Source organism: Pseudomonas maioricensis, assembly GCF_022790535.1.
Lineage (GTDB): Bacteria > Pseudomonadota > Gammaproteobacteria > Pseudomonadales > Pseudomonadaceae > Aquipseudomonas > Aquipseudomonas maioricensis.
Genome location: NZ_LOHG01000023.1, coordinates 17017 through 28956, shown reverse-complemented (window position 1 = coordinate 28956; position 11940 = coordinate 17017). Strand labels below are relative to the sequence as shown.

Below are 11940 nucleotides of genomic sequence, written 5' to 3'. Positions count from 1 at the left end.
CTCCCACAGGATCTGTGCATCCTTGCAGGCCAACATATGCCTCCCACAGGTAATTGCTCTTCACAGATTGATCTGTGTTCTGTCACCAGCTGAACTGTACGCCGCACAGCCTGTCGATCACTGATGCGTGCCAAGACTCCGGCTACGTTTTCCATTTGTCTCGACAAGGAAACCAGCATGTCCAAAACCATTGCCGATCACCTCGCTCAAACCCTCGCCAGTGCTGGCGTCAACCGGATCTGGGGGGTGAGCGGTGACAGCCTGAACGGGCTGACCGATAGCCTTGAAAAGCTCGGCTCCATCCGCTGGATGCACACCCGTCACGAAGAAGTCGCAGCCTTTGCCGCCGGAGCTGAAGCGGCGAGCACCGGCAAACTTGCGGTCTGTGCGGGCAGTTGTGGACCGGGCAACCTGCACCTGATCAACGGCCTTTACGACTGCCATCGCAATCAGGTGCCGGTGCTGGCTATCGCTGCACATATCCCTTCTTCGGAAGTGGGGCTGGGCTACTTTCAGGAAACCCATCCTCAGGAACTGTTCAAGGAGTGCAGCCACTTCGTCGAGCTGGTCAGCACGCCGGAACAGTTCCCGCGAGTACTGGAGCGAGCCATGCGCGCGGCGATTGGTCAGCGTGGTGTCGCCGTTATCGTCTTGCCGGGTGACGTCGCGCTGAGCGATGCCCCTGATGCACTTGCAAAGTGGGTAGCAACCGCGCCACCCAGCGTCACGCCGAGCGAGCCGGACATTCAGCAACTGGCCGACATTCTTAACGAGTCCAAAGCCGTCACCCTGTTGTGCGGTGCAGGCTGCGCCGGAGCCCACGAAGAAATGGTTGCTCTGGCTGACCGGCTCGGCGCGCCAGTGGTGCATGCCTTGCGCGGTAAGCAATATGTGGAATACGACAACCCGTTCGATGTCGGCATGACCGGGTTGATCGGCTTCAGCTCCGGTTACCACGCGATGCTGTCATGCGACACGCTGGTGATTCTGGGCAGTAGTTTCCCGTACCGGAACTTCTATCCGACCGACGCTAAAATCGTCCAGATCGATATCGATCCCACTGCTCTGGGGCGACGTACGCCAATCGCGCTGGGGTTGACCGGTGGCGTCAAGGAAACCCTCACTGCGCTCCTGCCAAGATTGAATCGCCAGGAGGACCGCCGTTTCCTCGACAAAGCCCTTAAGCACTACGCGAAAGCGCGGGAAGGGCTGGATGACCTGGCCACGCCATCTGCGCCGGGCAACCCGATCCATCCGCAGTACCTGACCCGCTTGATTGATGAGCAGGCGGATGCCGATGCGATTTTCAGCGTCGATGTTGGTACGCCCACGTTGTGGGCTGCACGTTACCTGCACATGAACGGTAAACGCAGCCTGCTGGGGTCGTTCAACCATGGCTCGATGGCCAATGCCATGCCTCAGGCGTTGGGGGCGAAAGCAGCCCATCCTGATCGTCAGGTTATTTCGCTGTGCGGCGACGGTGGCCTGTCGATGCTCATGGGCGACCTGTTAAGCGTGCGGCAGCTGGATCTGCCCATCAAAATGGTGGTGTTCAACAACAGCTCGCTGGGTTTCGTCGACATGGAGATGAAAGCCAGTGGTTATGTTCCCCATGGCACCGACCTGTTCGAGACCAACTTCGCCGGGATTGCGCTGGGTGCAGGCATTCTGGGTCTTCGTGTCGAGAGTGCAGAAGAGCTGTCCGCAGCGTTGCGTAAAGCGTTCGATCATCCTGGCCCGGTATTGCTGGATGTAGTGACCGCCAAACAGGAGTTGGGTATTCCGCCGAAAATCAAACTGGCCCAGGCCAAAGGTTTCAGCCTGTACATGATGCGCGCCGTATTGGGCGGGCGGGGTGATGAGGTCTTTGAATTGGTGAAGACCAATTTGCGGTAATCCTGCCTTGTATACCTGATACGCAAACAGTGGACCTGTAGGTGCTCACCGAGGTTACGAGGCCAGCGATAGCGGTTTGTCTGACACGCCGCCATCGCTGGCCTCGTAACCTCGGTGAGCGCCTACAGGATTGGGTTTAATCTGCAAGACGCTGATATTTCCGCCTTCGGCAGAACCTGTAAAATCTTTAGGCCTTAAAACAAAGTATATGTAACCATTCATCGCGAACTAACTTGTCATGCGTCCGACTATTTGGATCCAATAAATATATTTGTTCCGGGCACTTTCCTTTTACTCAAAGAGCCCGTAAAAACGCCGCATTGCGTTCACTGTTTCAGTGAACAAGCGTGCGCCGTAGTAACTCTTTTGTATGGAAGTACCTGTCATGATGAAAAGTCTGGGTTTCAGCAGAAAAATTCTGCTCGCCGCCGCGTTGGTGGTCGTTGTTGCTTTTACCTGTTTTATCGTTGTTAACGACTATCGACAACGCCAGACTTTAAAGTCGAATGTATTCGCTGAACTGCAACAACTCGGCGGCTTGACGACCCAGAACATTCAGACCTGGCTGGACAGCCGCACGCAGCTGCTGCAGTCCATGGCGCAGCGCATTTCGGCTGACGGCAAGGCGATTCCTGATTTGCAGCGTTCAATCGGTATTGCCGCTTATACCGACAACTTTCAGCTGAGTTATTTCGGCGGCACCGACGGCGTAATGTTTTCTGTGCCTGCGGGCAATCGTGCGGCGGATTATGACCCTCGCGCTCGTGGCTGGTACAAGGCCGCACAAAATGCACCCGGCACCATCGTGACCGAACCGTACATTGCTGCTTCGTCGGGCAAGCTGGTCGTGACACTGGCCGCACCGGTCAACTATCAGAATCAGTTCATTGGCGTTGCCGGTGCTGATATTTCTCTGGACAGCATTACCAAGACCATCAACTCGCTGAACTTCGGCGGGCATGGTTATGCATTTATTGTCAGCGGCGATGGCAAGATTCTGATTCACCCGGACAGCAAACTGATTCTGAAGAACATCAGCGAAGCCTACCCAGCCGACACTCCAAAAATCGTCGCGGGCGTGAGCGAGATCCAGTTTGCCGGCAAGGCAGAAATCATGTCGCTGACCAAGGTTGAGGGTGTTTCCTCGGCCAACTGGTATGTCGCGCTGGTTCTGGATCAGAACGCGGCGTACTCGATGCTTGGCGAGTTCCGCACCTCGGCCATCACCGCCATGGTGATTTCGGTGGTGATCATTATTCTGCTGCTGGGAATGTTGATCAGTGTACTGATGCAACCTCTGCACCAGATGGGCCGTGCGATGCGTGACATCGCAGACGGCGAAGGCGACCTGACCAAGCGTCTGGCGATCACCACTCAAGACGAGTTTGGTGAGCTGGCACAGTCCTTTAACCGCTTTGTCGAGCGTATTCACGGCTCTATCCGTGAAGTGGCGTCGACTGCCGGTCAGTTGGGCGACGTGGCGATGCGTGTGGTCAAAGCCTCCAATTCATCCATGACCAACTCTGATCAACAGGCCAATCGCACTGAAAGTGTTGCGGCGGCGATTAACGAGCTGGGCGCTGCAGCCCATGAAATTGCCCAGAACGCTGCCCGTACCTCGCAGCAGTCTGCCGATGCCAGCCAGTTGGCCGGTGACGGTCAGAAAGTCGTGCAACAGACGATCAACGCCATGAACGAGCTGTCGGCGAAGATCAGCGAGTCCTGCGCCAACATCGAAAACCTCAATGGCAAGACCGTCAACATCGGTCAGATTCTGGAAGTGATCACCAGCATTTCCCAACAAACCAATCTGTTGGCCCTTAACGCGGCCATCGAAGCGGCACGGGCGGGCGAGGCTGGACGTGGTTTTGCCGTTGTTGCCGATGAGGTTCGCAACCTGGCGCACCGGACTCAGGACTCGGCACAGCAAGTGCAGAAGATGATTGAGGAACTGCAGGTGGGCGCGCGCGAAGCCGTGGTCACCATGACCGAAAGTCAGCGTCAGAGTGAAAGCAGCGTGACTGTCGCCAATCAGGCGGGCGAGCGGTTGAGCAGCGTGACGCGTCGTATCGACGAAATCAACGGCATGAACCAGTCTGTGGCAGCTGCTACCGAAGAGCAGACGGCAGTGGTGGAATCGATCAACGTCGACATTACCCAGATCAACACCCTCAACCAGGAAGGCGTCGATAACCTCAAGCTGACGCTGGACGCCTGCTCGTATCTGGAAGAACAAGCGGCGCGCTTGCAGCATCTGGTGGGGACGTTCCGGATCTGAACATGCTTGGGCGGTGCCGCAGCCGAAAAAGCCGGTTGCGGCCTGCCTGATACTTGCGCCAGACCCATCGCGGGCAAGCCCGGCTCCCACAGGTTAATGGCTAACTGTGGGAGCCGGGCTTGCCCGCGAAAGAGGCGACCCGGGCTGGCAGGTACGACGGATTACCGCTTCCATACCTCAACCTTTCACAAAACGGTTATCCAACCGTCACGTTCGATTCACCCCACTGAAACACCGCGGGCCTACTGTCAGTTGCAACTCACAACAACCGACAGAGAAGCCCATGAACCCAGCCATCCATGTCGAGCGTCTGAACAAGACCTTTGCCCGCAAACCCGCGCTGGTTGACCTGGCATTGTCTATACAACCCGGCGAAATGGTCGCGCTGATTGGCGCTTCGGGTTCTGGCAAATCCACCTTGCTGCGTCATCTTGCCGGTCTGGCGTGCTGTGATCGTGGCAATGGCGGGAGCGTGCAGGTGTTGGGCCGCGAAGTGCAGGCCGCAGGCCGTCTCAACGGCAAGGTGCGCAAGTTGCGCTCTGACATCGGCTACATCTTTCAGCAGTTCAATCTGGTCAATCGCCTCAGCGTGCTCGACAACGTGCTGCTCGGTTGCCTGGGCCGCATGCCTGGCTGGCGCGGCAATCTGGGCCTGTTCAATGCTGAAGAGAAGCAACGCGCCTTACAGTCTCTGGACCGCGTCGGGCTTGTGGATCTGGCTGCTCAGCGCGCCTCGACCCTGTCCGGTGGCCAGCAACAGCGCGTGGCAATCGCCCGGGCCTTGACCCAGCAGGCCGAGGTCATCCTGGCTGACGAACCCATTGCCTCGCTGGATCCTGAGTCCGCACGCAAGGTCATGGAAATCCTCGCCGACATCAACCGCGCCGACGGCAAGACCGTGGTCGTCACCCTGCATCAAGTGGATTACGCCGTGCGGTACTGCCCCCGCGCCGTGGCGCTCAAGGGCGGGCGTATTCATTTCGATGGCGATGCGCAGAACCTCAGCAGCCAGTTCCTTAACGATCTCTACGGCGCTGACGTCGACACCAGTCTGATGATCGCCGATGAAGGTCGCCGCGCCGGTGCAGCGCCGCGACTGGTGCTGGCTCGCGGTTAACCGCGCCTGATTTCCAGCTGTACACCAACACAACAACAGCCAAACCCACACTGAGGAGTGCTTCCATGTTGAACCGTATCGGTCGCGTCGTTGCGTCTGCCGCGCTGCTCGGCAGTTGCCTGCTGGGCACTGCCCACGCAGATGAGAAAGTCATCAACTTCGGCATCATGTCTACCGAGTCTTCGCAGAACCTGAAAAGCATCTGGCAGCCGTTTCTGGATGACATGGGCAAGAAAACCGGGCTGAAGATCAACGCCACCTTCGCATCGGATTATGCGGGCCTGATTCAGGGCATGCGCTTCAACAAGGTCGATGTGGCCTGGCTGGGCAACAAGGCGGCGATGGAAGCGGTCGACCGTTCCAACGGTGAAATCTTCGCCCAGACCTCAGCGGCCAACGGCGCGCCGGGCTATTGGAGCGTGATCATTGCCCGCAAGGACAGCCCGATCAATACCGTTGAAGACATGCTCAAGAATGCCAAGACCCTGACCTTCGGTAACGGCGATCCAAACTCGACCTCCGGTTACCTGGTGCCGGGTTACTACGTGTTTGCCAAGAACAACGTCGACGCGGCTACAGCGTTCAAACGCACGCTGAACTCCAGCCACGAAGTGAATGCCCTGAGTGTTGCCAAGGGCCAGCTGGATGTTGCGACCTTCAATACTGAAAGCTGGGATCGTCTGGAAGTCACCCAGCCGGACATGGCTGCCAAGCTCAAAGTGATCTGGAAATCACCGCTGATTCCGGCCGACCCGATGGTCTGGAGCAAAGCCCTGTCGGACGAGAACAAAAACAAGATTCGTGAGTTCTTCGCTGACTACGGCAACACCGACGAAGAGAAAGCGGTGCTCAAAGGCATGCAACTGGGCAAGTTCCTCAAGTCCAGTGATGACCAACTGTTGCCGATCCGTCAGCTGGACCTGTTCAAGCAGCGCACCGAAACCCTCGCCAGTACCAGCCTGAATGCCGACGAGAAAGCCAAGCGCCTCAAGGACATTGATGCCGGTCTGAGCAAGTTGCAGGAACGCCTGACCGAGCTTGAGAAGAAAAACACGGCCAGCGCTGGTTGATTGATCCGCGGCGCACCTTTTCGGGTGCGCCCACCTTCTGCTGAACGAGATCCGATTATGACGAGCACGACCACCCACGCGGCGTATACCCAGGCAGCGGGCAAGCGCAGTTGGCCACAATATCTGGGCTGGGGCCTGTTCCTCGCGGTCCTGGCCTGGGCCTGGCAGGGTGCCGAAATGAATCCCGTGGCGCTGTATCGCGACTCAGGAAACATGGCGACCTTCGCCTCCGATTTCTTCCCGCCTGACTTTCACGAATGGCGCTCGTACCTGAAGGAAATGATCGTCACGGTGCAAATCGCACTGTGGGGCACGGTGCTGGCGATTGTCTGCTCGGTGCCGCTGGGCATTCTCTGTGCCGAGAACATCACCCCCTGGTGGATTCACCAGCCGCTGCGCCGGGTAATGGACGCGTTCCGCTCCATCAATGAAATGGTCTTCGCCATGTTGTTCGTAGTGGCGGTCGGGCTCGGTCCTTTTGCCGGTGTTCTGGCGCTGTGGATCAGCACCACGGGCGTACTGGCAAAACTGTTTGCCGAAGCCGTGGAAGCGATTGATCCGGGCCCCGTCGAAGGCGTGCGCGCCACCGGTGCCAGCGCCTTGCAGGAGGTGATTTACGGTGTGATCCCCCAGGTCATGCCGCTGTGGATTTCCTACGCACTGTATCGCTTCGAATCCAACGTGCGCTCGGCGACGGTGGTGGGGATGGTCGGTGCTGGCGGGATCGGCGTGATTCTCTGGGAAAACATCCGGGCGTTCCAGTTCACTCAGACCTGCGCGGTATTGCTGGTGATCATCGTCGTGGTCAGCTCCATCGACATCGTGTCCCAGCGTTTGCGCAAGCAGTTTATTTAACCTTATGGCACGCCTTGGCCCTGTAGGAGCTGCCGCAGGCTGCGAATCGCGGGGTGTCAGAGAAACCGTTTCGCAGCCTTCGGCAGCTCCTGCAAAGGTAATCCATATGTTGATTAAGGAAGGTACTTTTAGCTATGGACATGTCTAGACAACAAACCGAGCCGCTGTACCTGGAGCTCGCCAACATCCTGCGCGCCGAGCTGGGCAGCTATACAGCCGGGGATTACTTGCCCCCTGAAGTTCAGCTTGCCGCGCGCTTTGAGGTCAACCGCCACACCATCCGTCGCGCCATCGACGAACTGGTGCGCGAGGGCAGTGTGCTGCGACGTCAGGGCAAAGGCACACAGGTACTGCAACGGCCGCTGATTTACCCGATGCGGGCTGACAGTGCTTACAGCCAGTCGCTGTCAGCGCAAGGCGTTGGCGTCGATGCCACGTTGTTGCAACGCCAGGAGTGCCCGGCCAGCGCCGAGGACGCCGAACATTTGCTCCTTGATCAATACGCGCCGCTGATCGAACTGCACACCTTGCGCAAACTCGACGGCCATCCGGTGAGTTTGATTCGCCATCGTTTTTGCGCCACCCGCAGCGAATTACTCGCCAGTTATAGACGCGGTTCGCTCCGCCAGTTTCTGGCTGAGCGCGACCTGCCGTTGACGCGGACCCTGAGCCTGGTAGGCGCCCGGCTGCCCAGCCGCGAAGAGGCTGACCTGTTGATGATGCCTCGCCATTTACCGGTGCTCACGGTCCTCACCGTATCCCGTGACAGCAATGGTCATCCGGTGGAGTTGTCCCGCTCCACCAGTCGTTCCGACCGCTTTCAATACCAGTTCATCGTCTGATGGAGATGCCTTTTATGAACCCTGCTACAGACCCCGTTATCGCTGCACGTCAACGCTGGATCGGCGTGCTTGCCCGGGCGGCTGGCGACGAGCTGAGCCGTCACGAGTCGGCATTGCGTGACGCTGAATACCAACTGATTCGCCCGCCGGAAATCGGCATGACCCTGGTTCGCGGCCGCATGGGCGGCACGGGGGCGCCGTTCAACGTCGGCGAGATGAGCGTCACTCGCTGCGTGGTGCGCCTGGCTGACGGCCGCACCGGTTACAGCTATCTGGCCGGGCGCGACAAGCCCCGCGCCGAGCTGGCGGCACTGGCCGATGCCCATTTGCAAGGCCCTCAGCAACAACATTGGCTTAACCAATTGATCGAGCCGCTGGCTCAGGCGCAGTCCAGACGTCGCGCTGAAAAAGACGCCGAAACCGCCGCCAGCAAAGTTGAATTCTTTACCCTGGTCAGAGGAGAAGACTGATGAATGCAGCCCTGTTGCAACCGGCATTCGCCGATCCGGTGCTCGACGCCCAGCGCAGTTTTCGTGCAGCCCTCAAGGCCCTCGCGGGCCCGGGTGTCATCCATACGTTGCAGTCGGCGCAGCGCCCACCCGCACTTGACGGTCTCGATTCAGCCACCCATGCCTTGTGCCTCGCCTTGCTGGATATCGACACTGCATTGTGGCTGGCTCCGGCTTTCGATACCCCGGCGATTCGCGCCAATCTGGCCTTCCACTGCGGCTGCCCGATTGTTGCTGAGCGCCGCCATGCACGCTTCGCCTTGCTCGACGAAAGCCAACTGCACGACCTGTCTGGTTTCGACCTGGGCAACGACCGCTACCCGGACCAGTCCTGCACCTTGTTGATCCAGTTACCGAGTCTTGGCGGCGGTAACTCGATGAGTTGGCAGGGACCGGGCATCGAAAGCGAAAACAAAGTTGCCTTGCCGTTGAGTGACACGTTCTGGAACCAGCGCGAACAGCACAACGATTTTCCCCGTGGCCTGGATGTGTTTTTTCTCGCCAGCAGCGATTTGCTGGGTCTGCCGCGCAGCACTCGGGTCTGCCAATCTGCACAGGAGCGTGCCTGATGTACGTCGCCGTCAAGGGTGGCGAACAGGCCATCGATAATGCCCACCGCCTGCTGGCAAAAAAACGCCGGGGCGATACTTCCATTGCCGAACTCAGCGTCGAGCAGATTCATCAGCAACTGCCTTTGGCCGTCGCCCGAGTGATGACTGAAGGTTCGCTGTACGACGAGCAACTGGCCGCGCTGGCAATCAAGCAGGCGGCGGGCGACATGATCGAGGCGATTTTTCTGTTGCGCGCCTATCGCACGACACTGCCGCGCTTCAGTGCCAGCGTGCCGATCGACACCTCGGACATGCAGCTCAACCGTCGTCTGTCCGCGACCTTCAAGGACTTGCCCGGCGGCCAGTTGCTGGGGCCGACGTTCGACTACACCCATCGCCTGCTGGACTTCACCTTGCTGGCGGAGGGTGAGTTTCCAGGGCCGCAGGTGCAGGAAGACGCTGCCCTCGAACCCTGCCCGCGGGTATTGGGGTTGCTGGCCAAAGAAGGCTTGATGAAGAACGAAGCTGACAGCAGCGAAGCCATTCCCGACATCACCCGCGAGCCACTGGAATATCCAGCTAATCGCGCTCAGCGTTTGCAGGCATTGGCCCGTGGCGATGAGGGGTTTCTGCTGGCCTTGAGTTATTCGACCCAACGCGGTTACGGGCGCAATCACCCGTTTGCCGGGGAAATTCGGATCGGCGAAGTTGAGGTCTGGATCGAGCCTGAAGAGCTGGGCTTTCCGATTGCGATTGGCGCTATCGAAGTGACCGAGTGCGAAATGATCAACCAGTTCGTTGGCTCGGCCACTGAGCAAGCGCAATTCACTCGGGGTTACGGGCTTGCCTTCGGTCACGCAGAGCGCAAGGCAATGGCTATGGCGCTGGTCGATCGCTCGCTGCGCGCTGAAGAGTTCAACGAAGAAATCCAGTCACCGGCGCAACAGGAAGAGTTCGTTCTCGCCCACTGCGACAACGTCGAGGCGGCGGGTTTCGTCTCGCACCTGAAGCTACCTCACTACGTCGACTTCCAGTCCGAACTGGAGCTGATCCGCAAGTTGCGTGCGCCTGCACAGAAGGAGCTCAAACCATGAATGCTTATCAGCAGGCACATTCCCAGCCTCAGCCAAAGCCTCAACGGGATGAGGCCTACAATTTCGCGTACCTGGATGAACAGACCAAACGCATGATCCGCCGGGCCTTGCTCAAGGCAGTGGCGATCCCTGGCTATCAAGTGCCGTTCGGCGGTCGTGAAATGCCGCTGCCCTATGGCTGGGGCACGGGCGGCATGCAACTGACGGCGGCGATTCTGGGCGCTGAAGACGTGCTCAAAGTCATTGACCAGGGCGCGGACGACACGACTAACGCGGTGTCGATCCGACGCTTCTTTGCCCGCACCGCAGGCGTTGAAACCACTGAGCGAACACCTGAGGCCACAGTCATCCAGACCCGCCACCGGATCCCGGAAACGCCGCTCAGTGCCGAGCAGATTCTGGTTTATCAGGTGCCGATTCCTGAGCCATTGCGCTTCATCGAGCCACTGGAAACCGAAACCCGGACCATGCACGCGCTCAATGATTACGGGGTCATGCACGTCAAGCTTTACGAAGATATCGCCACTTTCGGCCATATCGCGACCAGCTACGCCTACCCGGTGATGGTTGATGAACGCTACGTGATGGACCCTTCGCCGATCCCCAAATTCGATAACCCCAAACTCGACATGAGTCCGGCGTTGATGTTGTTCGGGGCAGGGCGGGAGAAACGTCTTTACGCCGTGCCGCCGTTCACCAAAGTCGTAAGCCTGGACTTCGAGGACCATCCGTTTCAGATCCAGAGCTGGGAGCAAAACTGCGCCATCTGCGGCAGCCACGACTCTTATCTTGATGAGCTGATTCTTGACGATGCAGGGACCCAGAGCTTCGTCTGTTCCGACACCGACTACTGCGCTCAGCGCGTCATCCAGCAACAGGAGGCGGGCCAATGACCAGCGCGCAAGCCCGACCCAACGTCGTAGCACTGCCTGAGAACACCCAGCCGCTGCTCACTGTTCGTGACCTGACCAAGCTCTATGGCCCGGACAAGGGCTGCCAGGGCGTCAACTTCGAGCTGTATCCGGGAGAAGTACTGGGCATCGTCGGCGAATCCGGCTCCGGGAAGTCGACGTTGCTGTCGCTGCTCAGTGGACGCTGCCCGCCGGATCGTGGCGGCATCGATTACCGCGGCAAGGACGGTCAGGTACTGGACCTGTACAGCGCCAGTGAGGCCCAGCGCCGCACCTTGCTACGCACCGAGTGGGGTTTCGTCGAGCAAAGCCCGCGTGACGGGCTGCGCATGGGCGTGTCCGCCGGGGCCAACATCGGCGAGCGGCTGATGGCTCAGGGCGTGCGCAATTATCAGGCGCTGCGCGCTGCCGGTATCGACTGGCTGACCCAGGTGGAAATCGACCCGTTGCGTATCGACGACCTGCCACGGACGTTCTCTGGCGGTATGCAGCAGCGCTTGCAGATCGCTCGCAATCTCGTATCCAGCCCACGACTGGTGTTCATGGACGAGCCTACCGGCGGCCTCGACGTTTCCGTGCAGGCGCGCTTGCTGGATCTTTTGCGTGCGCTGGTGCGAGAGCTGGACCTGGCGGTGGTGATCGTCACCCATGACTTGGCCGTCGCCAGACTGCTGGCCGACCGTTTGATCGTGATGCGTCGCTCGCGGGTGGTGGAAACCGGTTTGACCGACCAGATCCTCGATGATCCACAGCATCCGTATTCGCAACTGCTGGTGTCTTCGGTGCTGCAACCGTGAACCGCTTTTTGGAGGACGTC

The 11940-nt window shown here is 59.1% G+C and carries 11 protein-coding genes and 1 pseudogene; all 12 read left to right on the top strand.

The window, feature by feature from the left end; genetic code table 11:
• Nucleotides 1-177 precede the first annotated feature (177 nt).
• Complete coding sequence (poxB, locus tag AUC61_RS23795; RefSeq protein WP_243248616.1) at nt 178-1896, top strand: ubiquinone-dependent pyruvate dehydrogenase; 1719 nt, start codon at nt 178-180, stop codon at nt 1894-1896.
• Between the two features lie 370 nt (nt 1897-2266).
• Nucleotides 2267-3316, top strand: a pseudogene (locus AUC61_RS26785) (HAMP domain-containing protein); the annotation flags it as partial.
• Between the two features lie 63 nt (nt 3317-3379).
• Complete coding sequence (locus tag AUC61_RS26780; protein ID WP_422765636.1) at nt 3380-4174, top strand: methyl-accepting chemotaxis protein; 795 nt, start codon at nt 3380-3382, stop codon at nt 4172-4174.
• A 283-nt stretch (nt 4175-4457) separates the two neighbouring features.
• Nucleotides 4458-5291: a phosphonate ABC transporter ATP-binding protein gene (phnC, locus tag AUC61_RS23785; protein ID WP_243248614.1), complete on the top strand. Its 834-nt coding sequence runs from the start codon at nt 4458-4460 to the stop codon at nt 5289-5291.
• Nucleotides 5292-5356: 65 nt separating this feature from the next.
• Nucleotides 5357-6361 (top strand): phosphonate ABC transporter substrate-binding protein, encoded by a 1005-nt coding sequence (gene phnD / locus AUC61_RS23780; RefSeq protein ID WP_027901496.1) that lies wholly within the window; start codon nt 5357-5359, stop codon nt 6359-6361.
• A gap of 57 nt (nt 6362-6418) precedes the next feature.
• The gene (gene phnE / locus AUC61_RS23775) at nt 6419-7216 is read left to right on the top strand and encodes a phosphonate ABC transporter, permease protein PhnE (protein ID WP_122662064.1); all 798 of its coding nucleotides are present in this window, start codon (nt 6419-6421) and stop codon (nt 7214-7216) included.
• A 134-nt stretch (nt 7217-7350) separates the two neighbouring features.
• Nucleotides 7351-8058: a phosphonate metabolism transcriptional regulator PhnF gene (gene phnF / locus AUC61_RS23770; protein ID WP_243248613.1), complete on the top strand. Its 708-nt coding sequence runs from the start codon at nt 7351-7353 to the stop codon at nt 8056-8058.
• Nucleotides 8059-8072: 14 nt separating this feature from the next.
• The gene (gene phnG / locus AUC61_RS23765) at nt 8073-8528 is read left to right on the top strand and encodes a phosphonate C-P lyase system protein PhnG (RefSeq protein ID WP_243248612.1); all 456 of its coding nucleotides are present in this window, start codon (nt 8073-8075) and stop codon (nt 8526-8528) included.
• A complete protein-coding gene (phnH, locus tag AUC61_RS23760) occupies nt 8528-9136 on the top strand; it encodes a phosphonate C-P lyase system protein PhnH (protein WP_243248611.1) in 609 nt (202 codons plus the stop codon). The genes phnG and phnH overlap by 1 nt, the downstream gene beginning before the upstream one ends.
• Entirely contained in the window at nt 9136-10212 is a 1077-nt protein-coding gene (locus tag AUC61_RS23755) for a carbon-phosphorus lyase complex subunit (protein WP_243248610.1), read from the top strand. The genes phnH and AUC61_RS23755 overlap by 1 nt, the downstream gene beginning before the upstream one ends.
• Nucleotides 10209-11105, top strand: a complete 897-nt coding sequence (locus AUC61_RS23750) for an alpha-D-ribose 1-methylphosphonate 5-phosphate C-P-lyase PhnJ (protein WP_243248609.1) — start codon at nt 10209-10211, stop codon at nt 11103-11105. The genes AUC61_RS23755 and AUC61_RS23750 overlap by 4 nt, the downstream gene beginning before the upstream one ends.
• Nucleotides 11102-11920, top strand: a complete 819-nt coding sequence (gene phnK, locus AUC61_RS23745) for a phosphonate C-P lyase system protein PhnK (protein ID WP_243248608.1) — start codon at nt 11102-11104, stop codon at nt 11918-11920. The genes AUC61_RS23750 and phnK overlap by 4 nt, the downstream gene beginning before the upstream one ends.
• Nucleotides 11921-11940: the final 20 nt, after the last annotated feature.

Coding starts and splice junctions, on each gene's coding strand:
- phnF (WP_243248613.1), top strand. CDS start 7,351: ATGGACATGTCTAGACAACAAACCGAGCCGCTGTACCTGGAGCTCGCC.
- poxB (WP_243248616.1), top strand. CDS start 178: ATGTCCAAAACCATTGCCGATCACCTCGCTCAAACCCTCGCCAGTGCT.
- AUC61_RS23755 (WP_243248610.1), top strand. CDS start 9,136: ATGTACGTCGCCGTCAAGGGTGGCGAACAGGCCATCGATAATGCCCAC.
- phnD (WP_027901496.1), top strand. CDS start 5,357: ATGTTGAACCGTATCGGTCGCGTCGTTGCGTCTGCCGCGCTGCTCGGC.
- phnC (WP_243248614.1), top strand. CDS start 4,458: ATGAACCCAGCCATCCATGTCGAGCGTCTGAACAAGACCTTTGCCCGC.
- AUC61_RS23750 (WP_243248609.1), top strand. CDS start 10,209: ATGAATGCTTATCAGCAGGCACATTCCCAGCCTCAGCCAAAGCCTCAA.
- phnE (WP_122662064.1), top strand. CDS start 6,419: ATGACGAGCACGACCACCCACGCGGCGTATACCCAGGCAGCGGGCAAG.
- phnG (WP_243248612.1), top strand. CDS start 8,073: ATGAACCCTGCTACAGACCCCGTTATCGCTGCACGTCAACGCTGGATC.
- phnK (WP_243248608.1), top strand. CDS start 11,102: ATGACCAGCGCGCAAGCCCGACCCAACGTCGTAGCACTGCCTGAGAAC.
- AUC61_RS26780 (WP_422765636.1), top strand. CDS start 3,380: ATGCGTGTGGTCAAAGCCTCCAATTCATCCATGACCAACTCTGATCAA.
- phnH (WP_243248611.1), top strand. CDS start 8,528: ATGAATGCAGCCCTGTTGCAACCGGCATTCGCCGATCCGGTGCTCGAC.